Here is a 24,670-nt window from a genome sequence, read left to right as displayed (position 1 = left end):
GCAAGCGGCGCAAAGCGATTGCGCCATGGCGTGCACCCGCTATCCCGAACGCATGATCGCCGCCCCCGCCATCCTGCTTTCCGCGCTCGCGATGACGCTGATCGTCGGGGTGCGCTATCTGATCAGCAGCGGCGGTTTCGCGCTCGCGACGCGGATCAAACATCCGGGCCTCTATCGCGGGCTCGAACCGCAGATGCGGCGCGAGATCGGGTGGAGCCTTGCCAGCGCGGCGATCTACGGCATTCCCGCCGGCATCGTCGCCTGGGGGTGGCAGGAGCATGGCTGGACGCGTATCTATACCGACATCGACGCCCTCCCGCTCTGGTATCTGCCGGTCAGCCTGCTTTGCTATTTGCTGATCCACGACACATGGTTCTACTGGACCCACCGCTGGATGCACCGGCCGGCGCTGTTCCGCATCGCCCACGCCGTCCACCACGACAGCCGACCGCCGACCGCCTGGGCGGCGATGAGTTTCCATCCGATCGAGGCGCTGACCGGCGCGGTCGTCATCCCGGCGCTGGTGTTCCTGATCCCGATCCATGTCGCGGTGCTCGGCCTTGTCCTCACGATCATGACCGTCATGGGGGTCGGCAATCATATGGGCTGGGAAATGTTCCCGCGTGCGCTTGTTCATGGACCGGCAGGGCGCTGGCTGATAACCGCGACCCACCACCAGCAGCATCACGCCGCTTACCGGGGGAATTATGGGCTTTATTTCCGCTTCTGGGACAAGGCGTGCGGCACCGATCTGGGGCTTGGCCGCTTTGGCGATGCTGACCGCCGCGAGCGCGCCGCCCCCTGAGGTCGATGTCAGCATCACCGGGCTGCGCAACAGCAAGGGCCAGGTCCTCGTCTGCCTGACCACCAATCCCAAGGCCTTTCCCGATTGCAGCAAGGACAAGGCGTCGGTGCGGATGGCGGTGGCGGCCAGCGCCGCCGCGCATTTCAAGATCGCGGCGCCCGCCAACGGCACCTATGCGATCGCGGTCGTCCATGACGAGAACAGCAACAACAAGATGGACCTCGCGATCTTCCTGCCCAAGGAGGGCTTCGGCTTCTCGCGCAACCCGACGATTACCGTCGGCGCGCCGAGTTTCAAATCGGCGAGCTTCGTCGTGACCGGCGACACCGCGCAGACGATCAAGATGAAATATATGCTCTAGTGAGCGCGCGGGCGGGCCGCTAAAGCAGCGCGCGTGACCGCTTTATCTCCCCGCATCGCCGCTTTCGCCGACCGCTGGCCCAAGCTGATCGCCCTGCTGCTCGGCGCCGTGTCGGCGACCGGTTTCGCGCCGCTCCACTTCTGGCCGCTGACGCTGGTCGCGCTCGCCGGCTGGATGGCGCTCGTCGCGCGTAGCCCGAAAGGGCGGCGCGCCTTTGGCATCGGCTGGGCCTTCGGGGTCGGGCATTTCACGATCGGGCTGAACTGGATCGCGACCGCCTTCACCTATCAGGCGGCGATGCCGGCGTGGCTCGGGTGGATCGCGGTGGTGCTGCTGGCGCTGTATCTGGCGGTCTATCCGGCGCTGGCGGCGTGGGGGGCGTGGATGGTCGCGCGCTTCAAGGGCAGGTCAGGCATGGCGGCGTCTGTCTCCTTCATCCTCGCCTTTGCCGCGCTCTGGACGCTGACCGAGTGGCTGCGCAGTTGGGTGTTCACCGGCTTTGCATGGAATCCGCTGAGCGCGACCATCGTGGGGTTCGCGGGCCCCGCGCGATTGATAGGCACCTATGGCGTTTCGTCGCTGGTGGTGCTTGCGGCCGCAATCTATGTGCTGCCTTATTTTCAGCCCAAGCGTCCGAAGACGTCCGAACCTGACATGTCGGAACGACAACAGCTTTGGACGCAGGTCGGCGCGGGCGCCGTGATCGCGCTGGTCCTGGCCATCGGCTATTTCGACCTCTTCCCTACGCGGGAAAAGGATGTGGCTACATCCACTTCAACTCCGATCACCGTCGTCCAGCCCAATGTCGGGCAGGAAGATAAGTGGGTCGGCATCAAGGCCGGGGTCAATTTCGCCAAGCTGGCGCGGCTGACGGTGCCGCGCGGCGATCAGCCGCGGCTGATCCTGTGGCCCGAGGCCGCGATCCCCGACTATCTCGAAACCGGCTATCCGACCTATTATTACGAGCGCTCGCCCGCCGAAGCGCGGATGCGGCTGACCAATTTGATGAACCCCGGCGACGTCCTGCTGCTCGGGGCGCTGAAGCTGGAGATCGACGACAGCGGCGAGGTCGTCGGCGCGCGCAACGCGGTGATGACCGTCCATGCCGACGGCAGGCTCGGCCCGCGCTACGACAAGTCGCATCTGGTGCCGTACGGCGAATATCTGCCAATGCGCCCCATATTGTCGTCGATCGGCCTGTCGCGCCTCGCGCCCGGCGATATCGATTTCTGGCCGGGGCCGGGCCCGCGCACGCTCGACCTCGGCGCCTTCGGCAAGGCGGGGCTGCAGGTCTGTTACGAGATCATCTTTTCGGGCCAGGTCGTCGACCGCGACCATCGCCCCGACTTCATCTTCAACCCGTCGAACGACGCCTGGTTTGGCGGCTGGGGTCCGCCGCAGCATCTGGCACAGGCTCGGCTCCGCGCGATCGAGGAGGGGCTGCCCGTCGTCCGCTCGACCCCGACGGGCATCAGCGCGGTGATCGACGCCGACGGCCGCATCCGCGATTCGATCCCGATGCACCGCGCCGGGCGGATCGACACGACGCTGCCGCCGGCGCACGCCCCGACGCTGTTCGCGCGCTATGGCAACATACTTCCCGTCGGATTTGCGCTGCTGCTGCTCGCAGCCGCCATTGCCTTTCGGCGGCGCGGGCGTTAACAGCGCCCACACATAAAGCTTCCTTTATATTCGATCCAAGAAGGCTCCCATGCGCAACAGCTTCCTCTTCACGTCCGAAAGCGTTTCCGAAGGGCACCCCGACAAGGTGTCGGACCAGATCAGCGATTCGATCGTCGACCTGTTCCTGTCGAAGGACCCCGAAGCGCGCGTCGCCTGTGAAACGCTGACCACGACCCAGCTCGTCGTCCTCGCCGGTGAAATCCGCTGCAAGGGCGTGTTCGAGAACGGCGAATGGGCGCCCGGCGCGCTCGAAGAGATCGAGGCCACCGTGCGCAACACGGTCCGGGAAATCGGTTACGAGCAGGACGGCTTCCATTGGGAGACCTTCCGCTTCGAGAACAACCTCCACGGCCAGTCGGCGCATATCGCGCAGGGCGTCGACGAAAGCGGCGACAAGGACGAAGGCGCCGGCGATCAGGGCATCATGTTCGGCTATGCGTCGGACGAGACCCCCGATCTGATGCCCGCGACGCTCGATTACAGCCACAAGATCCTCGAGCGTATGGCCGCCGACCGCAAGGCGGGAACCGCGCCCTTCCTCGAGCCCGACACCAAGAGTCAGGTGACGCTGCGCTACGCCAACGAGCGCCCGGTCGAGGCGACCGCGATCGTCGTGTCGACCCAGCATGCGCCGGGCTATTATTTTCACAATGGCGAAGGCGACGAAGCCAAATACGCCGAGCTGCGCGACTATGTGAAGGGCGTCATCGCCGACGTGCTGCCCGCCGAACTGCTCACCGCGAACACCGTCTATCACATCAATCCGACCGGCCGTTTCGAGATCGGCGGCCCCGACGGCGACGCCGGGCTGACCGGCCGCAAGATCATCGTCGACACCTATGGCGGCGCCAGCCCGCACGGCGGCGGCGCGTTCAGCGGCAAGGATCCGACCAAGGTCGACCGCTCGGCCGCCTATGTCACCCGCTACCTCGCCAAGAACATCGTCGCCGCGGGCCTCGCGCGCCGCTGCACGATCCAGCTCAGCTACGCGATCGGCGTCGCCGAACCGCTGTCGATCTATGTCGACCTGCACGGCACCGGCAATGTCGACGAAGGCAAGCTCGAAGCGGTTATCCCGCAGCTCGTGCGCCTGACGCCGAAGGGCATCCGCACCCACCTCGGCCTCAACAAACCGATCTACAAGCAGACCGCAGCTTACGGCCATTTCGGCCGCACCGCGACCGGCGATACGTTCCCCTGGGAACGCACCGACCTGGTCGACAAGCTGAAGGCCGCACTCGCCGAATAAAGCGCCGCAAGGCCCGCTTGCCATCGCCCTCCCGTTCTGACAGCTATCGGTCGGGGACGGGAGGATGAGCGATGGCAAGCATCTGGTATCGGGCATTTTTTGTCGCCGCGGCGCTGAGCGCCGCGCCCGTCGCGGCGCAGGAACCGCTGGCGGTCGCCGAGGGCAAGCCGTGGACGCACGCACATAGCGGAATCATCGTCCCCGCCGCGCTCGACGAACTGCCGCGCGTGCGCGCCACCAGCTTCGCGGCGCCCGAACTCGACATCAGCCAGAATTTCGCGTCGGACGACGGGCGCGAATCGCTCACCGTCTACATCTTTCGCAACACCAATGGCGCGGTCCCGGTCTGGTTCGCGCAGGCGCAGCGCGCGATCAGCCTGCGCACCGACCTCGCCGATCCGCCGCTCGGCGTCGCGCCGGTCGCCTTCACCCCGCCCGGACAAAGCACCGCGAGCGGAATCAAGGCGGTGTTCGCGCCGGTGGGGGTCGAGGGCATCCGCAGCACCGGCGTCGCGCTGTTCGCGGTGGGCGACTGGTATGTGAAGCTGCGCGCCAACTCCGCCACGCTGACCCCCGCCGACCTGTCGGGCTGGATGGAGGGGGTGCTGGCCGAACTCACATTGCCGCGCGGCACCGCGCCCGCGGTGCGCCCGATCGCCGATTGCGCGCCGAAGCTGGTCTTTGGCCCCGACGCGACCGATTCGACGCTACCCGACACCGCGTTGACCGCAGGGGTGAGGACCGCGGCGGCGCGGATGGTCGGCACGCGCTGGTGCCTCGACCAGGTCGTGCGCGGCAATCAGGCGGTGTACCGCCCCGACGGCGCGCGCGACCGCTATCTGCTGGCGACCGGCGACAATGGCAAGGCGTTCGCGGTCGAGCCGCAGGGCGCCGTCGGCGCGACCTATTATTCGGCCAATCTGGTGGGCGCCCGCCAAACTTTCACGATCGTCGCGCAGGACAGGATGCCGTCGCCGCAACACGTCCTCGATCTGGCCGCCGCCGACCGCAGCGTCGCGGCGATCGAGACTTGGCCGACACGCTAACCGACCGGCAACATTACTTAAAACGTGCCGAATCGATCCCTAAAAGAATCAATTGCCAGCGGACCGGTAAACAGTAGAATCCGAAGCCGGGGGTCGCGGCAATTGTGCCATGGAATCCCTGTTGCTTGCAGAAATGAGGGGGGGTACCATGACGGATATTCCGAATATCATTTGGGCGTGGGGTTGTTTCGTGGCGCGCAGCCACGGCACCGGATGCCATTTTACCCAAGCGCTCGATTATTCCCAGGCCAGCGAACTCGATGGCGGCGACGACGGCGGCTCCTATCATCGCTACCAATGCTCCGCGACGGTGAACGATGTGCAACTGTCGGTCCGGCAGTCGACCCCGAACCCCAGTTCCTATGTCGCGTCGGACATCTGGTACGACAATGACACGAGCACCCAGCAATCGATTACCTTCGCCGCCAGCACCTCGACGACGCAGACCTATACGATGTCGATCACCGAATCGATCAGCCTCGGCATCGAAATGTCGGTGACCGTCGGGGTGGCGGGGGTCGCCACCGACACGTCGAAGGTATCGCTGACGATGTCGGTCTCGTCGACCCAGTCGCAATCGACGACCGCCCAGCACAGTTGGTCGGTATCGATCCCGGTGACGATCCCGGCGCAAAAATCGAACCATTGCATCGCCTATATGGACACGCAGGATTTCACGATCCCCTGGACCGCCGATTGCCGGATCAGCGGCAGCGTCGCGGTGTGGTTCGACGACTGGATCGACATCAACGGCGGCAGCAACGTCCATCACCTGTGGTTCGTGCCGATCGGCTATGTGCTCGACGCGGTGGTCGCCAACAATCTGTATGACACGACCGGTTTCCGCGCAGACGGCGCCGATGTCGTCGGCACCATTTCGGGCACCTTCTCCGGCAGCGAGGGTATCGACATCAACGCCCGTCCCGAGGAACAACCGCTGCGTCCGCGCCCGATGATGAAAGTGATGGTGCCGACCGCGGTGCCCGGAAAGACGGGGCTGGTCGCCGCCTGATCGCCCTCTTCGATGCCACTTGCCTTGCCCTCCCCGATCTGACAGCGTCGCTGCCAGATCGGGGAGGGTCATCATGCGAAACCGTTGGATCAAGGGGCTTATTGTCGCGGGCGCGCTCATGCTTGTCTCGGCGGCACCCGTCGCCGCGCAGCAGGATCTGGCGATCAGCCATGGCGAGGCCTGGACCCACGCGCACAGCGGTATCACCGTGCCCGCGACGCTCGGCGGCAATGCGCTGACCAAGGCCAAGGCCTATGCCCAGGACGAACTCGACGTCGGCCTGTCGTTCGAGCCCGACGGCGCGGAGGATTTCATTTCCCTCTACATCTTCCGCAACACCAATGGCGCGGCGCCGGTCTGGTTCGCGCAGGCGCAATCGGCGATCGAGTTGCGCGACGCCTTCGGAGCGCCGATGCTCGTCGAACCGCCCCACGCGATTGCCCTGCCCGGTCAGACGGTGACCAGCGGCCTGCGCGCCATCTATGCGCCGCAGGCCGGCGCGCCCTTCACCAGCACCGGGGTCGTACTGGTGCCGGTTGGCGACTGGTATGCGAAATTCCGCGTCACCTCGCGGCGGCGCACCCCCGCCGAACTCGGCGCGCTGATCGACAAGGTGGTGGCGCAGATTCAATGGCCCCCACAGGCAGCCCCCGTTGCGGCCCTGCCGGTCGTCGCGTGCGCCGCGCCGCTGACGTTCGCCAAAAAGTCCAAGGATGTACGCAGCGACGGGCTGACCGACATCTTGGGTGCGGCGCTGATGTCGGCCGCTACGGGCGACGATACGATCAAGAAGGAACCGGCATCGACCGCCCCGGTGCAATGGTGCCGCGACCGCCAGCTCAGCGCCAATGTCGCGACCTACCGTCCGGGCGAAAGCAAGGACGGCTATCTGCTCGCGCTCGGCGACAATGGGAATGGTCTCTGGGTCGGCCTGTCGGCGATGAACGCGGTGATGGCCGAAATCGAGGGCAAGAAGGCGACTCCCAATTACAGCGTGACGCTGCACACCGCGGCGCAGGACGTGAATTTCATCGCGCAGGACCGCCTGCCGTCGCCCGAACGCGCGGGCGAGATCCTCAAGGCGAATCGCCGCGCCAGTACGGTGACGACCTGGGGCAAGGAACGCACCGTCGAGATCAACAGCAGCGGCATCAAATAGCTTCCGCCCGGCGCCGCGGCGCGCTAACGCGCGCGCCATGACTGCTTACAAGCCCGGCGATCCGACGACGATCAACCGCCTCTATGGCCGCTCGAAAGGCAAACCGCTGCGCGCGGGCCAGCAGGACCTGATCGACACGCTGCTGCCGCAGATCGCGGTGCCGCTCGAAGGCGAGGTCACCGCCGAAGCGCTGTTCGGCTATGACCGCCCGCTGCATTTCGAGATCGGCTTCGGCGGCGGCGAGCATATGGCGGGGCGCGCCGACATGTTGCCCGACCATGGTTTCATCGGCGCCGAACCCTTTATCAACGGCGTCGCGCAGGCGCTGGTCCATGTCGCGGGCGACCATGGCGCCGGCCTGCCGCTCGGCAATGTCCGCATCCATCATGGCGACGCGCTCGAAGTGCTGCGCCGCATTCCCGACGGCGCGCTCAGCTTCGCCTATCTGCTCCACCCCGACCCCTGGCCCAAGGCGCGTCACGCCAAGCGCCGGATGATGAACGACGGCCCGCTCGACCTGATCGCGGCCAAGCTGAAACCCGGCGGCGAGTTCCGCTTCGGCACCGACCATCCGGTGTATCTGGAACATGCGCTGATGGTGATGCGCCGCCATCGTCACCAGTATGAATGGCTGGCGAAGGACGCGAAGGATTTCCTGACCCGCCCCGCCGGCTGGCCCGAAACACGCTACGAGGCGAAGGCCCGCGCGCAGGGCCATGAGGTCTGGTATTTCCGCTACCGGCGGCGCTGACCTTCGCTACCCGGCGACGATCGCGCGGAGTTCGGGGGCGGATACGGCGCCCGAACGGTCGAGTTCATCGAGCGTCGCCAGCGCCATTGCGCGATAAGCGGGCAACAGGTCCGGGCAATCGCGCATGATCGCGTCGATGTGCGCGGCGATCGTCTCGCCATCGCCGCGCAGCAGCGGCCCCGACAGCGCCCCGAAGCCTTTGGCCAAGCTGTTCTCCAGCGCCGCCCGCACCAGCGGCGCGAGCAAGGCCTCCGGCTCGTCGGCACCCGCGACGCGCAACGCGTGCGATGCCCCGCCGAGCAGGGTCACCAGATGGTTCGCGGCGTGCGACAGCGCGGCGTGATAGAGCGCGCGGCGATCCTCGGTGATTGCGACCGCCACGCCGCCGAGCAGGCCGACGAGCGTCCGCGCCTCGGCCAGCGCCTCGCCATCGGGCGCGGTGATCGCGAAGCGCGCACCCGCCATGCGCTCGACCTCCTGCACCGGGTCGCCGGTGAAGGTCATCGCCGGATGGACCGCCGCGGTCAGCGCGCCGCGCGCGGCCAGCGCACCGAGCACCGCCGCACCGCTGCCGCCGCTGACATGGCAGACGAACGGGTCGCGGCCCGGCGCCAGCGCCGCGGCCAGGCTGGCCGCGACCGCCGCCAAGGCATCGTCGGCGACCGCAAGGACGATCGCGTCGCAACGCTCCGTCAGCCATTCGATCGCTTCCGCCGCGCTGGCGCCGGCCACTTCCGCTGCATCCCGCACGCGCTCGGGCGAGCGTCCCCACAGCAGCACCGGCTCGGCCGAGAACGGCGCCAGCGCCAGCGCCAGGGCCCGCGCCACGCGCCCCGATCCGGCCATGCCGACGCGATGATAGCGAACCGCCATCAGCCTGCCAGCTTCGGCAGCCCGTCCATGATCGCGGTCAGCGCCAGCGCATTTTCGCGCTCCATCGCGCTGTGCCCGGCGTTGGTGATCACATAGGTGGCGGGTTCAGCCCCCGCCCCGCGCAGCGCCGCGACGAGGCGCGACGCCTGCGTCAGCGGGCAAACCTGGTCGAAACGGCCATGGACGATATGCACCGGGATTTTCGCGAGGATATCGGCGCTGCCGAGCAGGTGGCCGGGTTCGATGAACAGGTTGTTGGCGAAATAATGCGCCTCGATCTGCGCGAAGCAGAGCGCGAAATCGGCGTCGCCGAACTTGCCCGTCGCCGCCGATTCGGGGATCATGTTCGAGATCACCCCTTCCCAGAGCGACCAGGTGACCGCGGCGTGAAGCTGCTTCTCGCGCTCGGCGTCGGTCGCGGGGACCATGTCGAAAATGCGCTTGTACGACGCCATGACGTCGCGCCGCTCCTCGGGGGTCAGCACCGACAGCAGCTCGGCCCATTCGTCGGGATAATGGATATAGGCGCCGGGCGCGGTCAGCGCATAGGGCGCTTCGTGAAAGCTCGCGGCATTGCCCTGATAGAGATAGTCGAGATCCTCGGCCGCGCCGAGGAAGATGCCGCGCAGGATCAGGCTGGCGCAATGGCCGGGGTGCGCGATCGCATAGGCCATGGCGAGGGTGCTGCCCCAGCTGCCGCCAAAGACATGCATCTTGCCCGTGATACCCAGCGCGTCGCGGAGCTTGACGATATCGCCGATCAGGTCGGCGGTGGTGTTGTGACGCAGCGCCACCGCGGGGCCCGCCGAGGCGACCGTCGGCTCGCTCTTGCCGCAGCCACGCTGGTCGAACAGGATCACACGGTAGCGCGCGGGGTCGAAGAACCGCGCCATGTCGGGGGCGCAGGCGCCGCCGGGACCGCCGTGGAGGAACATCACCGGTTCGCCGTCGGGATTGCCATACTCCTCCCAGTACAGGCGGTGGCCGGCGTCGCCGTCGACGTCGAGCAGGCCGCTGCCGAGCGGAGCGGCGGCGGGATAGACCCAGGCGTCACCGATCTTGCTGCTCGCCTGAAGGCGCGAAAAATCCATGGTCAGCCCCCGATACCGAGCAGTTCGACGGTGAAGAACAGGGTCGCGCCGCCGGGGATCGGGCCTCTGCCGCCGGCGCCATAGGCGAGATAATAGGGAATCGCGAATTCGACCTTGTCGCCCACCGCCATATAGGTGACGCCCTCGGTCCAGCCGTCGATCACGCGGTTGAGCGGAAAGGTCGCGGGCTCGCCGCGCGCGACCGAGCTGTCGAAGATGCTGCCGTCGACGAAGCTGCCGACATAATGGACGGTGACCGAGTCACTCGGTCCCGGACGCGGCCCGGCGCCGGTGCCCGCGACGCGGCGCCAGCGCAGCCCGCTCGCCATCACGTTCCAGCCGTTGCCGGCATTGCGTTCGGCGAGCGCCGCCGACTGGCGGTTGAGCCAGGCGGTGCTCACCTGCTGCGTCGGGGCATCCTGCGCGGCGGCGGGGACGGCCAGCGCCAGCAGCGGCATGGCGGCGAGAAGGAAGAGGCGGCACGATAGGGTCATGGACGAAAACTCCCGGTTGGAGTTCGCGGCATAACCGCCCGGTGCCGCCGCGCAATCCCCCGCACCAACAAATCGGGGCGGCCCTGTGTCAGGTGCCGCCCCAGTTGGTGGATCCGTCGGGGAGAGGGAGAGGACGGATCGGAGATTGGTGTCGTGGTGGCTTAGGCTTAGTTGGCCGACGCCATCTTGCTGTCGGTTTCGAGTTCGGCGACGCCGGCGAGCTTGAGCGCGGCGCGGAACTGCTTGGCGGCGGCGCGTTCGTTGCCCGCTTCGCAAAGCTTCTTGCCGGTCGACACGAAGCGCTTGGCATTGACCTGCTTGCCGGCTTCGGCACCGCCGGCGGCGGTCGCGGCCTGATCGGCGAGACCGGCGCAGCGATAGTCGCTGGCCGACTGGGCGTAAGCGGGCGTGGTGGAGGCGACGAGGCCGGTGAAGGCGAGAGCCGAAGCCGCGACGATCGTGAAGGCGGTCGGGAAGCTGCGGAAGGTGGAGAGCTGAATGGCCATGGGAGAGGTTCCTTTCGTTTCGTTGTGCAACCTTTTTAGCTGCGCTTGCGCGCATAGATAATCCTCTATAATCTGCAAGTGCCTTGAAGCAGGATTTAACAATCCCCCATGGGGTGCTCGACGGGATCGAAGCTTTCCTGCGTGTCGCGGTCAGGCGGAGCTTTTCCGCCGCGGCCTCCGATCTTGGCGTTTCCCCCTCGGCGATCAGCCAGACGATCAAGGGCCTCGAGGCCCGCGTCGGCGCGCCCTTGTTCATGCGCACGACGCGCAGCGTCGGGCTGACCCAGGCGGGCGAGATGTTCCTCGAACGCGCTGCCCCCGCCTATGCCGGGCTTGCCGACGCCTATGAAGCGGCGCGCAACCTCGGCAACCGGCCCGCCGGACGGTTGCGCATCAACCTGATGCGCGGCGCGATCCAGCCCTTGTTCGAACCGATCATCGCGGGCTTTTGCGAAACCTATCCCGACATCGAGCTCGAAATCTACGCCGAGGATGCGCTCGCCGATCTCAGCGCCGGGGGCTTCGACGCCGGGGTGCGGATGGGCGAATCGCTCGACGCCGATGTCATCGCGGTCCGCCTGACCGGGCCGTTCCGCTTCGCCGCCTTTGGCGCGCCCGCCTATTTCGAACGCCATGGCCGGCCGCAGGAGCCCGCCGACCTGCGCCATCATCGCTGCGTGCGGCTGCGCCTGTCCAGCGGCGGGCTGCTCCCCTGGTCGTTCATGGACGGCAATCGCGAGATCGAAATCGGGGTCACCGGCCCGGTGATCGTCAACGACCAGAGCGCGATCATCATGGCGGTGCGCAGCGGCATCGCGCTGGGCATGACCGCCGAACCCGTGCTCGAGGAACTGGTCGCGCGCGGCGAGGTCGAACTCGTGCTGCCCGAACGTGCGGTGTCGACCGCGGGGCTGTTCCTCTATTACCCCAGCCGCAAACAGGTGATGCCGAAACTGCGCGCCTTCATCGACTATGCGCGCGAATATCTTCCCGACGACATCGGCCGCTGAACCCCGGCAAAGCAGGGCTTCGGCATGGCGTAGAAACTATTCCCTTCACCGGGGGGAGAAAAATTGCTCTGGCGCAAGGACGAGAATCGCGGCAGCAGGTTGTCAACTAAAAGGGTTGGAATAAGATTATGATCGATTTCGCGGCCATCGACTTCTCGGCCTTGCTTCCCTTCATCCTGATCGGGTTCGCGGCGCAGCTCGTCGATGGCGCGCTCGGCATGGCGTTCGGCGTGATCTGCAACACCCTGCTCGTCGCGGTGCTCGGCGTGCCGCCCGCGACCGCCTCGGCCCGCATCCATGTCGTCGAAATCTTCACCACCGGCGCCTCGGGGCTCAGCCATTTGTTCCATCGCAACATCGAATGGCCGCTCTTCTGGCGGCTGTTGATCCCCGGCATGATCGGCGGGGTGCTCGGCGCCTATGTGCTGTCGTCGCTCCACGCCGATGTCGTGAAACCCTTCGTGCTCGGCTATCTGGTGCTGATCGGCGTGTGGCTGCTGATCCGCGGCCTGCTCTATCCGCCCAAGTTCGAAAAGCCCAAGATCGTCGCGCCGCTTGCCGTCGTCGGCGGCTTTCTCGACGCCGCGGGCGGCGGCGGCTGGGGTCCGGTCGTGACCTCGAACCTGCTCGTCCAGGGCGGCGAGCCGCGCAAGGTCGTCGGCACCGTCAACAGCGTCGAATTTTTCCTCGCGCTCACCGTATCGGCCGCCTTCATCTATCAACTCGGCTTCGAGCAAATCCTGGGCCCGACGCTGGGCCTGATCATCGGCGGCGTCGCCGCCGCGCCGCTGGGCGCGATGATGGCGAAACGCTTCTCGCCCAAGGTGATGCTGGTGATGGTCGGCATCGTGCTGATCGCAACAAGCGCCTTCGGCCTGTACAAGTCGCTGACCTGAGCGGGACCGGTTTCGACCGGCTCCTGCCCTATTCTTCATCGTCGCCCCGGACTTGATCCGGGGGCCCGCTTGAAGTCGAAGCCTGCCGATGCCTCAAAAAAGCGGGATCCCGGATCAAGTCCGGGATGACGTAAGAGAAATGGGCGGAGTTGGCGTTCCCCGACCGTCGCCGGGGAACGGGTTTTGCCGGACTGTCCGCTCCCCACCCCAAAGCCGACATTCGTTCCGTGGGTTTGCAAAAGATATAGTCGCCCTATTTACGCCCCGTCCCGCGATCGGTTGTGAAAGCTTGCGCGCCGCGCCGCGGCGTCGCGGTCGAAGCCGGCGTTGCGCATGATTTCATGGTCCAAGCCTTCAGCCAGCCGCATGCCGTCGGTGTTATAGATCAGCCGCTTGTTCTCGGCATTGCTGTGCCAGCTGTTGGCGAGGATGGTCCGCGCCAGTTCGGCGACCGCGCCCGCCAACTGCCCCGCGGCGACGCAATGGTTGACCAGCCCCATCGCCACCGCCTCGTCGGCACCATAGGGGCGACAGGTCAGCATCATTTCCAGCGCCTTGGCAGGACCGACGCGCCGCGGCAGCCGCTGAGACATGCCCCAGCCGGGGACGAGCCCCCATTTGCCATGCGTATCGGCGAAGCGCGCGCTGTCGTCGCAGACGATGAAATCGGCCGACAGCGCCATTTCGAGCCCGCCGGTGAAGCAGGTGCCTTGCACCGCGGCGATCACCGGCTGGCGCAGGCTAGTCAGAAGTTCGAGCGTCTGAACCTCGCGCCGCAGCCAGCCGAGCGCGTCGGCGTGGGGCTTTTCCGACAGGTCGTGCCCGGCGCAGAAATCGGCGCCGGCGGCGCGCAGCACGATCAGGCCGATGTCGGCGTCCTGTTGCAGCGCGAGCAGATGCGCGCGCAGTGTCTTGAACAATTCGCGATTGATCGCATTCTTTTTTTCGGGCCGATTGAGGGTCAGCGTCGCGACGCCGTCGGAGTCTTCGCGCAGCACCAGAGTGTCGGCCGCTGTCTCGTTCGTCATGTCAAAGCCTCCGGTTCGGCCAGGGATTGCCCGATCGCGCGAACGAAGCGGGCGGCGTCGGCGCCGTTGATGACGCGGTGGTCGTAGCTCAGCGACAGCGGCATCATCAGGCGCGGCTGAAAGGCGGCGCCGTCCCAGACGGGCTGCATCCGCGACGGCGTGACCGCCAGAATTGCGACCTCGGGCTGGTTGATGATCGGGGTGAAACCCGTGCCGCCGATCCCGCCGAGCGAGGTGATCGTCATGCAGCCCCCCGACATGGCGCTCATCGGCAGGCCCTTGTCGCGTGCCTGCGCGCTGAGCGCCGCAAGCTCGGCGGCGAGCGTCGCGACATCCTTGCCATCGATGTCGCGCAGCACCGGCACGAGCAGGCCGAGCGGGCCGTCGACCGCGATCCCGATGTGGAAATATCGCTTGAGGACGAGCGTCTTGCCGTCGTCCGAAAGCGACGCGTTGAAATTGGGAAAGGCCGCCAGCGCGCGCGCCAGCGCCTTGGCGAGGAAGATCAGCGGTGAAATCCGGACGTCGGGTCCCAGGGCCTTGCGATGCGCGTCGAGCGCGGTCACGTCGATATCGTCGTGATGCGTGACATGCGGAATCTGGGTCCAGCTCTGGGTCAGGCGGCGCGCCACCACTTTCTGGAAACCGCTCATCGGCACCGTTTCGACGGCGCCGAACGCGGCATGTTGGTCCTCGGGCGAAGTCGGTGTCATTCTTTTCCTCTCGCTGGCATCACGGCGTGACGGGGACTCCGAATCCATCCGCGACGCGCGGAAGCGGACTCAGGCCTTGCATATATATATCATAATCATATAGACCTTAAAGCAAGAGAGATACGCTGCGATGGCGAGGATTATGACGGAAGAGGAATATGCGGCGCTCGGGCTTCAGGCGCCCCCGGTTCGAATCGATCCCCCCGGCGCGCCGCGTGACGTCGCCGGCCTGATCGAACGCGCGGCGGCGCAATGCCCCGACGACGAGGCACTGGTCGACAGCCAGCGCGCCTATGATTTTCGCACGCTGGGGCAGGCGGTCACGGCCGCCGCCGCGCTGTTCGACGCCGCCGGAATCCGCGCCGGCGACCGTGTCGCGGCGTCGCTCGGCAACGAGAATGCGCTCGTCATCGCCTTCTTCGCCGCGATGCGGCTCGGCGCCGTCTGGGTCGGGATCAACCGCATCCTGCCGGCGGACGACAAGCGCTATATTCTGGCACATAGCGGGACGACGCTGCTGCTCGCCGACAGCAGTATCGCGGCGCAGGTCGACGCGCTGCGCCCAGACCTGCCCGAACTTGCCCACGTCTGGATCCTCGATGCCGAGGACCGCGATGGCGGATGGCACAGCGCGCTGGCCGACGCGGCCCGGGCGACCGCGCCGCAACCCGAGATCGACCCCTTCGCGCCCGCCGCGATCATGTACACCAGCGGCACGACCGGGGTGCCCAAGGGCGTCGTCCACAGCCAGCACAATATGATCATCGTCCCTGCCGCAGGGTTCGCGCACGGGCTGATGTCACCCGAGGCGCGGCGCGGATCGGCGCTGCCGCTGACGATCACCAACGTCATGATCCTCGGCCCGGTATCGGCCTTCCTCGCCTGCCAACCCTTCCTCTTTGCGCCGTCGATCAAGATCGAACCCCTGATCGCGTGGATCGGCGAACAGCGGATCGGGCAGATCGCCTTCGTCCCGACGATGATCTATGACCTGCTGCAGACCGATCTCGACCTTCCCGACGGCTTCCGCATGTCATCTGGCGGCGCGCCGCTGCCGCAGGCGATCCGCGAATCCTTCTTTCGCCGCCATGGCTATGATGTCTCGACCTCATATGGCCTGACCGAAGCGCCGACCGTCGTCGCCCAGTCGTTCGACGCCGTCGCGCCCGAGGGAGCGAGCGGGCGCGCACTGCCGCATTTCGAGATCACGATCCGCGATGCCGAGGGCGAACTGCTGCCGACCGGCACGGTGGGCGAGGTGTGTTTCGGACCGGTCCGCACCGGCCCCTGGGCGAATGTCTATACACCGCCGCTCGGCTATTGGCGCGAGCCCGAAAAGACCGCGGCGCTGCTGCGCGGCGGGGTCGTCCATTCGGGCGATCATGGCAGCCTCGACTCCGACGGCTGGCTGAGCATCGCCGACCGCAGTTCGGAACTGATCCTGCGCGGCGGATCGAACGTCTATCCCGCCGAGGTCGAACGTATCCTCCACACCCATGATGGCGTTGCCGACTGCGCGGTGGTCGGCAAACCCGACCTTAGGATGGGGATGCTGACCGTCGCCTGCATCGTGGCGGCGCGGCCCGATACCGACATGGCGGCGCTGGAGGCCGAACTGGTCGCGCTCTGCCGCGACAAGCTGACCCGCTACAAAGTGCCCGACCAATGGCGCTTTCTCGACCAGTTCCCGCGCAATGCGATGGGCAAGGTGGTGAAACCCAAATTGCGCGAGATCGTCGTCGCCGATTGACGCTGCGCTGCGCCCCGGCGGCGCTCGACAGAAAGGAAATCCGATGCCCCGGCCCACCCAATTTCACAACCGGCTGGACGGCTGGCGCGCGATCGTCACCGGCGCCGGGACGCAAGGGGAGGGGGTCGGCACCGGGAAGGCGATCGCGGCGCTGTTCGCGGCCGAGGGCGCACGCGTCGCGCTGCTCGACCTCGAGGCCGAGCGCGCGCAGGCGACGCTCGATCTGGTCCGCGACCTTGGCGGCGACGGCATCGTGGTCGCGGGCAATGTCGCCGATCCGGCCGAGGCGACGCAGATGACCGCCGAAAGCCTCGCCTGGCTCGGCGGTCTCGACATTCTGGTGAACAATATAGGGGTCGGCGCCGGCTCGGGACCGCTTCACGAGGTCGCGGTTGCCGATATCGACCGCGTCATGTCGGTCAATCTCGGCACGATCTTCAACATGTGCCGCCACGCGATTCCCGCGCTGCTGGAAGGGCGGGGCAAGGCCATCGTCAATATCTCGTCGGTCGCCGGCATCCGTGCGCATGGCAATGCCGCCTATGGACCCAGCAAGGCGGCGGTGATCCAGCTGACCGCCGAACTCGCGGTGATGTACGGCCGCGACGGCGTCCGCGCCAATTGCGTGGCGCCGGGGCATATCGTCACCCCGATGGTCGAGGCGCATCTGGTGGGCGAGCGCCGCCGGGTGCGCAGCGCGATCGCGCCGCTCGGCGTCGAGGGCGACGCCTGGGACATCGCGCAGGCGGCGCTGTTCCTGGCCGGACCCGAAAGCCGGTTCGTCACCGGCGTCACCCTGCCGGTCGACGGCGGGGTGACGCAGACGGGGCCGCTGGCGGCCTATGAGCGGGTGACCGGGCTATGAGCGCAGCCTTCGCGTCGGCGCTCGTGCCCTATACGGGACCGGTCGCCGCCGAGACGCTGCTCACCGAGGCCGAACAGCGAACCGGGCTGTCCGACTGGGGCGGCAAGCGCTGGGACGAGGCGCGTTTCCGCCACGATCTCGCAATCTTGTGCGACGCGATCGAAGCCGGGGCGACGCTCACCGCGACCGGGCGCGACCGCACCCACAGCCGGCTGATCACCATGCTCGTCTCGCGGCTCCGCTATCTCGACGCGCGCAAGGCGGCGACCGGCGCCGATGCCGAGCGGATCGTCGCGCCGCTGATCGGGTCGGGAATGCCGCGCGCCGGCACGACCTTCCTGCACGGGCTGATGGCGCAGGACCCCGGCAATCGCGGTGTCGCGGCGTGGGAAGCGGCGATCCCGTCGCCGCTCGCCGACGCGGCGGACCGGGAGGCGCTTTATACGCAAATCCTGGCGTTTCAGGGGATGACGGCGCCCGATGTGACCGCGATCCATCCGTTCGGCGCGGCCTTGCCCGAGGAATGCATCTTCCTGCAGGAAGGCAATCTCGGCAGCCTTTATGGCGTCTACTGGAATGTCCCCGCCTATCAGGCGGCGATCGCCGACAAGCTGCCGGGGGCCTTCGCCTGGCAGACGGCGATGATGCAATATCTGCAGATCGATCGTCCGCGCCGGCGCTGGGCGCTGAAGGGACCGGGCCACCTCTTCAACTGGCGCGAACTGCTGATCGCCTTTCCCGATGCGCGCCTTTATGTGAACCACCGCGATCCGGGCAAGGTCATCCCGTCGATCGCCAGCCTGTTCTGCAAGCTGCGCTCGCTTTTTTCCGACGCGGCGGTCGATCCGCTGGCGATCGGCGCGCAGCAGCTCGCCGCCTGGCAGTTCGCGGTCGATGACTATGCCGCCTGGCGCGCGTGCGAGGGAGCCGAGGCGCGGGTCAGCGACGTGCTGTTCACCGATCTCGTCACCGACCCGCTCGAAACCGTCGCGCGCGTCTATGACGACCTCGACATTCCGCTCACCACCGCGGCGCGCGGCGCGATGGCCCGGCATCTCGAGACCGATCATCATGGTTCGGCGCCCGGTCGCAAATATGGGCTGGCCGATTACGGCCTCGACGAAGCGGCGATCGAGGGGGCCTTCGCGCCCTATATCGAACGCTTCGCCATCCAGCGGGAGAGAAGGCAATGACCAATCCCATCGCCAATCCGGGCCAGTTCGCGGCCGAAGCCGATGTGCGGGCGATGCTGGGCGATCCGCGGATCGCCGCGACGCTGGCGCAGATCGAGGCGCTGTTCGGGCGCGGCTATGGCGACCGCATCCCTGCCGAAGCGCGGCCGCTGCTCGGGGATTTCGCCAGGGAATATCTGAACAATTGGCTGTTCAAGGCGGCGGCGTCGGACGCCCAGCATCCGCGGTTCGTGCGCGACTTCATGCCGGCCTATTCGTGGCACGGCCATGATGTGCCCGGCGCGCGCACCGGCGGCGACAATCCCGACAATTGTTATCGGCTCGCGGGGATCGAACATGGCACAAGCTACCGGGTGACCGGGCGCATCCTCGACCGCAAGGCGGCCAATATATCGTTCACGCTGACCGCCAATTACGGCACGTCGCAGACGGTGCAGACGGTCGAAGACCATGACATGCACTTCGATGCCGACGGACGTTTCGAATTGCTGATCGACGATGGCGCGGGCGAGGGGAGGGGCAATCACCTGGCCACCCGCCCCGGCGTCAAATTCCTGTTCGTCCGCGATTCGATGATGGACTGGGCGCACGAGACGCCGCTCGACCTCGCGATCGAGCGATTGGGCGACGCGCGGGCCGATCCGATTTCGATCGATGACATGGTCGCACGCGCGACGGCGAACGCGCTGAACGACCTCTATCTCTATTTCTGGTTCCAGAATGTGTGGAGCGGCCTGACGCCCAACAGTATCACCCCGGCGCAGACGTTTCGCGGCGCCGGCGGCGGGCTGGTGACGCAGGGCATTTCGAACGGCAGCTATGAGCTCGGTCCCGACGACGCCGCGATCCTCGAATATGATCCGGCGGGGGCATCCTATGCCGCGGTGCAATTGACCGAATGGCTCTATCGCTCGCTCGACTATCACCGCATCCAGTCGAGCCTGACCGCCGCGCAGTCGGCGGTCGATGGCGACGGGCGTATCCGCCTCGTCATCGCGCGGCGCGATCCCGGGGTCCACAACTGGCTCGATACCGGCGGCCAGTCGCAGGTTTTTTCGATCCTCCGGTGGCAGCATATGCCCGCCGACGGTCCGCCGCTCTTTTCCAGCCTGCACCGGACGACGATCGACCGGCTGAAGGGCGACCTGCCCGCCGACACCCGCTGGGTCGATCAGGGCGAGCGCGCGGCGCAACTGGCGGCGCGGCTTGCCGCCTATGGCCGGCGGATCAGTTGAGGCCATGACCGATAAGCCTGCGGCCCTGCTCGCGCTCGCCGCGGGTGCGGATGATGACGGCATTTTCCTCGCCCAGGTTCCCGAACCGCTGTGCGTGGGGCCACCCGCGCATCAGTTCCTGTTTGGCGGAATAGCGCTCGCGGCGGCGATCGAGGCGATGGAGCGGCGAACGGGGCGGCCCGCGCTCTTCGCCTCGGCGCAGTTCCTGACCTGGGCGCGGCCGGGCGATACGCTTTCTTTCGATGCCGAAATCGTCGCCGACGGGAGGGTGGTGCGCCAGTGCCGGGTGACGGGACGATGCGGTCAGCTCGCCTTTCTTCACGTCCAGGGCGCATGCGGCGGACAGGATGCCGCCATCGCGCGTCGCGACGCAGCGATGCCCGTCGTACCGCCGCCGGACGCGTGTCCGGGCCGGTCGATGGCGCGGCGCTTGTCGACAAACCTCAACGCCTTGCTCGAATTCCGGCTGGCAAGCGGCGCCATCCCCGATCGGGCCGATTGGAGCGGCCCCGGCGGCGTCGACCTCGCCTGCTGGATTCGCGCGCGCTGCGGCGCACCGCTCGACCGCAGATTGCTGGCGGTCGTGGCCGACTGTGCCTTTCTGGCCCTCGATGACGCGCTCGGACCGACGACGAGAGGCAGCAGCCTCGACAATGCCATCCGCTTCGTCGCGCCGCCGGTCGGCGAATGGGTGCTCGCGGCGATGCATGTCGACGGGGGTGAAAATGGCATCGCGCATGTCGCGACACGGCTCTTTTCCGAGGAGGGCATCCTGCTTGCGGTCGCCGCGCAGACGATGCGGCTGCGCGGCTGACCCGACAAAGCGAGAAGGCTTGCCAAAGCGCAAAACAGTATACTAAATAAGCTTTCGATGGATTCGACCGAGAGAGGAACGTGCATGACCGAAGTCCCCACCAGCCACCTGCCGCTGCGGATCGAGGACATCACCGCCGAATGGCTCACGTCGATCCTGACCGAGCGCTTCCCCGGCACGATCGTGACCGAGGCCCATATCGGCACCGTGATCGCCGGCACCGCGACCAAGGTCCGCTTGCTGCTGTCCTACAATGCCGCCGGCCATGCGCACCGCCTGCCGCCGACGATGTGGCTGAAGGGCGGGTTTATCCGCCACGCCTACACCTTCGACGATTCCTTCGTGAACGAGGCGAAATTCTTCGCGAGTTGGGCGCCCGAGATGAATATCCACATTCCCCGCGCCTATTGGTCGGGCTGGCACGACGAGGTTCAAGGGCTGGTGCTGATGGAGGATCTGTCGGCGCGCAACGTGAGCTTCGGCGACGCGCGGCGGCTGATCACGATCGACCAGCAGGCGCAGACGCTCGAACTGCTGGCGCGGATGCACGCGCGCTGGTGGCAGTCGCCCGAACTCAAGACGTTGCGCAACTTCTCGACCGTCTGGCAGGCGGCCGATCGGGTGGTGATGATGATGCTCGAGCCCGAATATTTCGACGCGTGCATGAACCACCGCCGCTGCGCCGCCTATGTCGGGCCCTATCGCGACCGCGACCGGATCAAGGCGGGGCTGCGGATGCAGTGGAAGCGGTCGGTCGAAATCCCGCAATGCTTCTCGCACGGCGACGCGCATCTCGGAAACATGTTCTTCGAAACCGACGGGCGGCCGGGCTTTCTCGACTGGCAGGCGTGGCAGGAGGGGCCGTATATGCACGACGTCGCTTATTCGATCATCGGCAATCTGACGGTCGCGGACCGCCGGTCGGCGGAAAAGGACTTGCTCGCCGGCTATCTCGAAGCGCTGAAAACGCACGGCGTGGCGACGCCGCCGAGCCGCGAGGACGCGTGGGAGGCCTATCGCCGCCATGCGATGCACGGCTTCATGTGGCCGTTCACGCCGCTGGAAATGCAGCCGATCGAAATCGTCACGGCGGAGGGCGATTGCTTCGGCGCCGCCGTCGCCGATCTCGACACCTTCGGCGCGCTCGGCGTCTGACGCCGATGGGCGAGGCAGCGGTCCGGTTGCTCGACATCGCGGGATCGCGCAACCTGCGCGACCTCGGCGGCTATCGCGTCGCCGATGGGCGCACCGTGCGCCGCGGCATGCTGCTGCGCGGCGGCCATCCGGCGGGACTGACCGAAAAGGGAATCGCGCAGGTCGCGGCGCTGGGGCTGGGTGCGATCATCGACCTGCGCACGACCGAGGAACGCGCCGGCCATCCCTGGCCGGCCGAACTGGTCGACGGCCTGCGCTACTGGACGCGCGATTATGATCTCAGCCGGGGCGATCTGGTCGCGATGCTGCGCGATCCGGCGACCGGACCCGAAGACATCCGGTTGCGGATGCTGCAAAGTTACCGCCTGATCGCTGACGAACAGCGGGGCGGCATCGGGGCGATGTTCGACCTGCTGCGGGACCAGCGGACCCCGTTGCTGATCAATTGCACCGCCGGCAAGGATCGCACGGGCGTCGTTTGCGCCATCCTGCTTATCGCGCTCGGTGTGCCGATCGAGAGCGTGCGTGCCGACTATGCGCTGACCGAGACGTTTCAGGACCCCGGCAGCCCCTTGTTCCATGTCGACCCCGACGGTCCCTTCGCTTATCTGCTCGCGGTCGATCCAGAGGTATGGCGGACGATGATGCGTTCGGCCCCCGACTATATCGACGCGACCTTCGCCGCGCTCGCCGAGAAATACGGGTCGCCCGAGGCTTATCTGCGCGCCGAACAGGGTCTGGACGAAGCGGCGTTGGCCGCGCTCAGGGATCGGTTGCTCGAACCCTGAGCCGACCGCCGTCGATCAGCGTTCCTGCCCGATCGCGCGGCACAGGAGGTCGACCTGCCGCCGGGTCATCGTGCGCAGATCGTCGACATCCGCCGCGACGGCGCCCAGCCCGCGCACCGAAAAGACCAGTCCGCGCGCCAGTTCGGCGCTGTCGGCGGGCGGCATTTCCGCCGCGCTCCCGGCGATCAGGCGCGCGATCAGCGCCTCCAGCTCGGCGTAGACACGGCGCACCACCGGAATCGAAAGATCGTCCATGTCGCGGGCGTCGGGCGTCGTGCGCTGCAGGTCGAAGACCTGAACCAGCCACAGGTCGCAGGCGGTGAAGAGGCGATCGCCCAGCGTCGCGGCGTCGCCCAGCCGCTCATCGATCTCGGCCAGTCGCAGCCGGTTGAGGTGGACGACGGCCGCCTCGAAAACCTCTTCCTTGCCCGGAAACAGCAGGTAGAGCGCGGGGCGCGACATGTCGGCGGCGCGGGCGATATCGCCCATCGTCGTCCGCGCGAAACCGTGCCGCATGAACAGTTCGGCGGCGGCGACCACCGTCCGATCGATCTTTGCCTCCAATGCCATCCTGCCCCCTTTTTCGGCCCTATGGGGCTTGGGCTAGAGTCAATGTGACACTAACGCAATGACGCTTTTCGTCAAAATGTCATCGCGGTGATGGCGGTTGCTCCGATGGCGAATGCGCCGGCTATTCGCCCGTGAAGACGGGTTTCTCGCCGGAAGCAAAGACCTTGACCGCGGCCAGATTGTCCTTGGTTCTGGCCGTGCGCCCGACCGCCTTCGCCTCGCCTTCGAAGCTGCTGTGGATGTCCTGTCGCAGGCCTTCGCCGATCAGCGTCTTGATCTCGCCGAGTGCGACGGTGGCGTCATCGGCGAACCCCCGCGCGATTTCGAGCGCGCGGGCGCGGAGCTGCGCGGTCTCGACGGTTTCCGCGACCAGTCCCCATTCGCGGGCGGTGGCGGCATCGACCCGTTCGGCGTTCATCAGCATGCGCTTCGCGCGCGGCACGCCGATCGCGCGCGGCAGCAGCCAGGTGAGGCCCGAATCCGGCGCCGACGCCAGATTCTTGAACGGCGTCTGGACCCAGGCATCGTCGGCCATCACCACATAATCGGCGGCCATCGCCAATCCCAGACCGATCCCGATCGCCAGCCCGTTGACCCCGGCAATGAGCGGGACCGGCAGCGCGTGCAGCCGGCGCAGCATCGGATGATAGAGCGTTTCGGCGCCGCCGAGCGGCATGATCATGGCCTTGCCCTCGGCGAGCGCCTTGCGGTTGACCATCAGATTGTAACCGGCGCAAAAGGCGCGGCCTTCGCCCGTCAGCAGGACGGCGCGGCAGCGCCGCCGCGGCTTGGCGATTTCGGCCAGCGCGGCCGCCAGCGATTGCGCCATGTCGTCGCCCATCGCGTTCAGGCGATCGGGATCGTTGAGCGTGACGATCGCGAGAGGTCCTTCGAACGACAGCCGGACAAAGGGGTAGTCGATCGTCTCATTTGCTTGCGCCGCGGTCATTCGACGAGTCCCGCCTGCTGGTTCGCCTTGCGCCAGAATTCGCCGCCGACGATCCCGTCGATCTCGAGCTCCGCGACCTCGGACACGCGGACGAACAGCATATAGATGCCGATCACATGGATCAGTTCGACGATCTGGCGCGGCGAATAAAAGGCCGCGACGGCGTCGAACACGAAATCGTCGACGCGCACCGTCTTGACCACCTGGCGCGTGAAGGCGAGCAGCGCTTTCTCGCGATCGTCGAATATCGGGTCGCCAAAACGGTCGTCGGCGATCGCCGCGACCTTGGCGTCGGCGATGCCCATCGTCTTCGATACCTCGAGATGCTGTGCCCATTCATAGGCGCCGCGGTCGAGGTGGAGGACCGCGAGCACACAAATCTGGCGCTCGAGCGGCGGCACCTCGATGCCCGTCATCATCCCCTGGACGGCGAGCCCGATTCCGGGCTGGATCGTCACGGCGTGGGCTAGCACGCGGCTGAGGTTCAACTTGCCGCCGGGTTTGTTGTCATAGGTATCGCGCTGCTGCGGCGTCAGGTCGTCGACCGCGACCGGGGGAATGCGGTTCATCCTCTATCTCCTCTTCCGGGAAAAAGGTTGGCTGGGATCGATGGCGGATGCAAGTATCAAATAACTTAGGTATATGATTATTCGTTGGAGGCGTCGGGGCCGCCG

General features: G+C 66.8%; 26 protein-coding genes. 17 read left to right on the top strand and 9 right to left on the bottom strand.

Features of this window, described 5'->3' with window-relative positions; translation table 11 throughout:
- The first annotated feature begins 25 nt into the window (after window positions 1-25).
- The 8 genes from ASD67_RS04960 to trmB all read left to right on the top strand — a co-directional run bounded on the left by ASD67_RS04960 (window position 26) and on the right by trmB (window position 8,066).
- Window positions 26-805 carry a sterol desaturase family protein gene (locus tag ASD67_RS04960; RefSeq protein WP_443028007.1) on the top strand — a complete coding sequence of 260 codons (780 nt, stop codon included), beginning with the start codon at window positions 26-28 and terminating at the stop codon, window positions 803-805.
- Window positions 774-1,166 (top strand): DUF2141 domain-containing protein, encoded by a 393-nt coding sequence (locus ASD67_RS04955; RefSeq protein ID WP_082544979.1) that lies wholly within the window; start codon window positions 774-776, stop codon window positions 1,164-1,166. Before ASD67_RS04960 ends, ASD67_RS04955 begins: the two co-directional genes overlap by 32 nt.
- A 33-nt stretch (window positions 1,167-1,199) precedes the next feature.
- A complete protein-coding gene (gene lnt, locus ASD67_RS04950) occupies window positions 1,200-2,828 on the top strand; it encodes an apolipoprotein N-acyltransferase (protein WP_082544857.1) in 1,629 nt (542 codons plus the stop codon).
- 49 nt (window positions 2,829-2,877) lie between these two features.
- A complete protein-coding gene (gene metK, locus ASD67_RS04945; protein ID WP_056344250.1) occupies window positions 2,878-4,098 on the top strand; it encodes a methionine adenosyltransferase in 1,221 nt (406 codons plus the stop codon).
- Window positions 4,099-4,169: 71 nt separating this feature from the next.
- Window positions 4,170-5,144: a hypothetical protein gene (locus ASD67_RS04940; RefSeq protein ID WP_056344246.1), complete on the top strand. Its 975-nt coding sequence runs from the start codon at window positions 4,170-4,172 to the stop codon at window positions 5,142-5,144.
- 148 nt (window positions 5,145-5,292) lie between these two features.
- On the top strand, window positions 5,293-6,156 hold the full coding sequence (locus tag ASD67_RS04935; protein WP_056344243.1) for an ETX/MTX2 family pore-forming toxin: 864 nt from the start codon (window positions 5,293-5,295) through the stop codon (window positions 6,154-6,156).
- Window positions 6,157-6,229: 73 nt separating this feature from the next.
- Window positions 6,230-7,315 carry a hypothetical protein gene (locus tag ASD67_RS04930; protein ID WP_056344241.1) on the top strand — a complete coding sequence of 362 codons (1,086 nt, stop codon included), beginning with the start codon at window positions 6,230-6,232 and terminating at the stop codon, window positions 7,313-7,315.
- 37 nt (window positions 7,316-7,352) lie between these two features.
- Entirely contained in the window at window positions 7,353-8,066 is a 714-nt protein-coding gene (gene trmB, locus ASD67_RS04925) for a tRNA (guanine(46)-N(7))-methyltransferase TrmB (protein ID WP_056344238.1), read from the top strand.
- A gap of 6 nt (window positions 8,067-8,072) precedes the next feature.
- Here trmB and ASD67_RS04920 read toward each other — a convergent pair whose 3' ends face one another.
- The 4 genes from ASD67_RS04920 to ASD67_RS04905 all read right to left on the bottom strand — a co-directional run bounded on the left by ASD67_RS04920 (window position 8,073) and on the right by ASD67_RS04905 (window position 11,030).
- On the bottom strand, window positions 8,073-8,939 hold the full coding sequence (locus tag ASD67_RS04920) for a DUF2520 domain-containing protein (RefSeq protein ID WP_056344235.1): 867 nt from the start codon (window positions 8,937-8,939) through the stop codon (window positions 8,073-8,075).
- Window positions 8,939-10,030, bottom strand: coding sequence for a prolyl aminopeptidase (gene pip / locus ASD67_RS04915; RefSeq protein ID WP_056344233.1), 1,092 nt, complete (start codon window positions 10,028-10,030; stop codon window positions 8,939-8,941). The genes ASD67_RS04920 and pip overlap by 1 nt, the downstream gene beginning before the upstream one ends.
- Before the next feature lie 2 nt (window positions 10,031-10,032).
- Window positions 10,033-10,524 (bottom strand): FKBP-type peptidyl-prolyl cis-trans isomerase, encoded by a 492-nt coding sequence (locus ASD67_RS04910; RefSeq protein ID WP_056344229.1) that lies wholly within the window; start codon window positions 10,522-10,524, stop codon window positions 10,033-10,035.
- Window positions 10,525-10,691: 167 nt separating this feature from the next.
- On the bottom strand, window positions 10,692-11,030 hold the full coding sequence (locus tag ASD67_RS04905; RefSeq protein WP_056344227.1) for a hypothetical protein: 339 nt from the start codon (window positions 11,028-11,030) through the stop codon (window positions 10,692-10,694).
- A 113-nt stretch (window positions 11,031-11,143) separates the two neighbouring features.
- Between ASD67_RS04905 and ASD67_RS04900 the strand changes: the two genes are divergently transcribed.
- Complete coding sequence (locus ASD67_RS04900) at window positions 11,144-12,040, top strand: LysR family transcriptional regulator (RefSeq protein WP_235535570.1); 897 nt, start codon at window positions 11,144-11,146, stop codon at window positions 12,038-12,040.
- A 128-nt stretch (window positions 12,041-12,168) separates the two neighbouring features.
- A complete protein-coding gene (locus ASD67_RS04895; RefSeq protein WP_056344221.1) occupies window positions 12,169-12,936 on the top strand; it encodes a sulfite exporter TauE/SafE family protein in 768 nt (255 codons plus the stop codon).
- Window positions 12,937-13,193: 257 nt separating this feature from the next.
- On the opposite strand, the gene ASD67_RS04890 is transcribed toward ASD67_RS04895, so the two are convergent.
- Together ASD67_RS04890 and ASD67_RS04885 are read right to left on the bottom strand one after the other, a co-directional pair.
- Entirely contained in the window at window positions 13,194-13,964 is a 771-nt protein-coding gene (locus tag ASD67_RS04890; protein ID WP_056344218.1) for an enoyl-CoA hydratase/isomerase family protein, read from the bottom strand.
- Window positions 13,961-14,677, bottom strand: a complete 717-nt coding sequence (locus tag ASD67_RS04885) for a 2-oxo acid dehydrogenase subunit E2 (RefSeq protein WP_056344216.1) — start codon at window positions 14,675-14,677, stop codon at window positions 13,961-13,963. Before ASD67_RS04885 ends, ASD67_RS04890 begins: the two co-directional genes overlap by 4 nt.
- Before the next feature lie 142 nt (window positions 14,678-14,819).
- On the opposite strand from ASD67_RS04885, the gene ASD67_RS04880 reads away from it, so the two are divergent.
- The 7 genes from ASD67_RS04880 (at window position 14,820) to ASD67_RS04850 (ending at window position 22,477) form a co-directional block, all read left to right on the top strand.
- Complete coding sequence (locus ASD67_RS04880; RefSeq protein WP_056344214.1) at window positions 14,820-16,427, top strand: class I adenylate-forming enzyme family protein; 1,608 nt, start codon at window positions 14,820-14,822, stop codon at window positions 16,425-16,427.
- A gap of 43 nt (window positions 16,428-16,470) precedes the next feature.
- A complete protein-coding gene (locus tag ASD67_RS04875; protein ID WP_056344211.1) occupies window positions 16,471-17,292 on the top strand; it encodes an SDR family NAD(P)-dependent oxidoreductase in 822 nt (273 codons plus the stop codon).
- The gene (locus tag ASD67_RS04870) at window positions 17,289-18,485 is read left to right on the top strand and encodes a sulfotransferase family protein (protein WP_056344207.1); all 1,197 of its coding nucleotides are present in this window, start codon (window positions 17,289-17,291) and stop codon (window positions 18,483-18,485) included. The genes ASD67_RS04875 and ASD67_RS04870 overlap by 4 nt, the downstream gene beginning before the upstream one ends.
- Window positions 18,482-19,720 carry a hypothetical protein gene (locus ASD67_RS04865; protein WP_056344205.1) on the top strand — a complete coding sequence of 413 codons (1,239 nt, stop codon included), beginning with the start codon at window positions 18,482-18,484 and terminating at the stop codon, window positions 19,718-19,720. The genes ASD67_RS04870 and ASD67_RS04865 overlap by 4 nt, the downstream gene beginning before the upstream one ends.
- A gap of 4 nt (window positions 19,721-19,724) precedes the next feature.
- The gene (locus ASD67_RS04860) at window positions 19,725-20,534 is read left to right on the top strand and encodes an acyl-CoA thioesterase (RefSeq protein WP_056344202.1); all 810 of its coding nucleotides are present in this window, start codon (window positions 19,725-19,727) and stop codon (window positions 20,532-20,534) included.
- Between the two features lie 84 nt (window positions 20,535-20,618).
- A complete protein-coding gene (locus ASD67_RS04855) occupies window positions 20,619-21,689 on the top strand; it encodes a phosphotransferase (protein ID WP_056344199.1) in 1,071 nt (356 codons plus the stop codon).
- 5 nt (window positions 21,690-21,694) lie between these two features.
- The gene (locus ASD67_RS04850; RefSeq protein WP_056344196.1) at window positions 21,695-22,477 is read left to right on the top strand and encodes a tyrosine-protein phosphatase; all 783 of its coding nucleotides are present in this window, start codon (window positions 21,695-21,697) and stop codon (window positions 22,475-22,477) included.
- A 15-nt stretch (window positions 22,478-22,492) separates the two neighbouring features.
- Here ASD67_RS04850 and ASD67_RS04845 read toward each other — a convergent pair whose 3' ends face one another.
- The 3 genes from ASD67_RS04845 to ASD67_RS23305 all read right to left on the bottom strand — a co-directional run bounded on the left by ASD67_RS04845 (window position 22,493) and on the right by ASD67_RS23305 (window position 24,565).
- Entirely contained in the window at window positions 22,493-23,047 is a 555-nt protein-coding gene (locus ASD67_RS04845; RefSeq protein ID WP_056344194.1) for a TetR/AcrR family transcriptional regulator, read from the bottom strand.
- Between the two features lie 121 nt (window positions 23,048-23,168).
- Window positions 23,169-23,996, bottom strand: a complete 828-nt coding sequence (locus ASD67_RS04840; protein ID WP_056344190.1) for an enoyl-CoA hydratase/isomerase family protein — start codon at window positions 23,994-23,996, stop codon at window positions 23,169-23,171.
- Window positions 23,993-24,565 (bottom strand): carboxymuconolactone decarboxylase family protein, encoded by a 573-nt coding sequence (locus tag ASD67_RS23305; protein ID WP_056344188.1) that lies wholly within the window; start codon window positions 24,563-24,565, stop codon window positions 23,993-23,995. Before ASD67_RS23305 ends, ASD67_RS04840 begins: the two co-directional genes overlap by 4 nt.
- Window positions 24,566-24,670 lie beyond the last annotated feature (105 nt).

This window comes from Sphingopyxis sp. Root1497, assembly GCF_001427085.1.
Lineage (GTDB): Bacteria > Pseudomonadota > Alphaproteobacteria > Sphingomonadales > Sphingomonadaceae > Sphingopyxis.
This window is presented reverse-complemented; position numbering and strand designations above follow the sequence as displayed.

Excerpts from the sequence above, each read along its gene's own strand:
- ASD67_RS04895 (WP_056344221.1), top strand. The coding sequence starts at position 12,169 with ATGATCGATTTCGCGGCCATCGACTTCTCGGCCTTGCTTCCCTTCATC.
- ASD67_RS04930 (WP_056344241.1), top strand. The coding sequence starts at position 6,230 with ATGCGAAACCGTTGGATCAAGGGGCTTATTGTCGCGGGCGCGCTCATG.
- ASD67_RS04920 (WP_056344235.1), bottom strand. The coding sequence starts at position 8,939 with ATGGCGGTTCGCTATCATCGCGTCGGCATGGCCGGATCGGGGCGCGTG.
- ASD67_RS04910 (WP_056344229.1), bottom strand. The coding sequence starts at position 10,524 with ATGACCCTATCGTGCCGCCTCTTCCTTCTCGCCGCCATGCCGCTGCTG.
- ASD67_RS04840 (WP_056344190.1), bottom strand. The coding sequence starts at position 23,996 with ATGACCGCGGCGCAAGCAAATGAGACGATCGACTACCCCTTTGTCCGG.
- ASD67_RS23305 (WP_056344188.1), bottom strand. The coding sequence starts at position 24,565 with ATGAACCGCATTCCCCCGGTCGCGGTCGACGACCTGACGCCGCAGCAG.
- ASD67_RS04880 (WP_056344214.1), top strand. The coding sequence starts at position 14,820 with ATGACGGAAGAGGAATATGCGGCGCTCGGGCTTCAGGCGCCCCCGGTT.
- pip (WP_056344233.1), bottom strand. The coding sequence starts at position 10,030 with ATGGATTTTTCGCGCCTTCAGGCGAGCAGCAAGATCGGTGACGCCTGG.
- ASD67_RS04905 (WP_056344227.1), bottom strand. The coding sequence starts at position 11,030 with ATGGCCATTCAGCTCTCCACCTTCCGCAGCTTCCCGACCGCCTTCACG.
- ASD67_RS04940 (WP_056344246.1), top strand. The coding sequence starts at position 4,170 with ATGGCAAGCATCTGGTATCGGGCATTTTTTGTCGCCGCGGCGCTGAGC.
- ASD67_RS04850 (WP_056344196.1), top strand. The coding sequence starts at position 21,695 with ATGGGCGAGGCAGCGGTCCGGTTGCTCGACATCGCGGGATCGCGCAAC.
- ASD67_RS04875 (WP_056344211.1), top strand. The coding sequence starts at position 16,471 with ATGCCCCGGCCCACCCAATTTCACAACCGGCTGGACGGCTGGCGCGCG.
- metK (WP_056344250.1), top strand. The coding sequence starts at position 2,878 with ATGCGCAACAGCTTCCTCTTCACGTCCGAAAGCGTTTCCGAAGGGCAC.
- ASD67_RS04955 (WP_082544979.1), top strand. The coding sequence starts at position 774 with ATGCTGACCGCCGCGAGCGCGCCGCCCCCTGAGGTCGATGTCAGCATC.
- ASD67_RS04845 (WP_056344194.1), bottom strand. The coding sequence starts at position 23,047 with ATGGCATTGGAGGCAAAGATCGATCGGACGGTGGTCGCCGCCGCCGAA.
- ASD67_RS04935 (WP_056344243.1), top strand. The coding sequence starts at position 5,293 with ATGACGGATATTCCGAATATCATTTGGGCGTGGGGTTGTTTCGTGGCG.
- ASD67_RS04960 (WP_443028007.1), top strand. The coding sequence starts at position 26 with ATGGCGTGCACCCGCTATCCCGAACGCATGATCGCCGCCCCCGCCATC.
- ASD67_RS04865 (WP_056344205.1), top strand. The coding sequence starts at position 18,482 with ATGACCAATCCCATCGCCAATCCGGGCCAGTTCGCGGCCGAAGCCGAT.
- ASD67_RS04885 (WP_056344216.1), bottom strand. The coding sequence starts at position 14,677 with ATGACACCGACTTCGCCCGAGGACCAACATGCCGCGTTCGGCGCCGTC.
- ASD67_RS04860 (WP_056344202.1), top strand. The coding sequence starts at position 19,725 with ATGACCGATAAGCCTGCGGCCCTGCTCGCGCTCGCCGCGGGTGCGGAT.
- ASD67_RS04855 (WP_056344199.1), top strand. The coding sequence starts at position 20,619 with ATGACCGAAGTCCCCACCAGCCACCTGCCGCTGCGGATCGAGGACATC.
- ASD67_RS04870 (WP_056344207.1), top strand. The coding sequence starts at position 17,289 with ATGAGCGCAGCCTTCGCGTCGGCGCTCGTGCCCTATACGGGACCGGTC.
- trmB (WP_056344238.1), top strand. The coding sequence starts at position 7,353 with ATGACTGCTTACAAGCCCGGCGATCCGACGACGATCAACCGCCTCTAT.
- ASD67_RS04890 (WP_056344218.1), bottom strand. The coding sequence starts at position 13,964 with ATGACGAACGAGACAGCGGCCGACACTCTGGTGCTGCGCGAAGACTCC.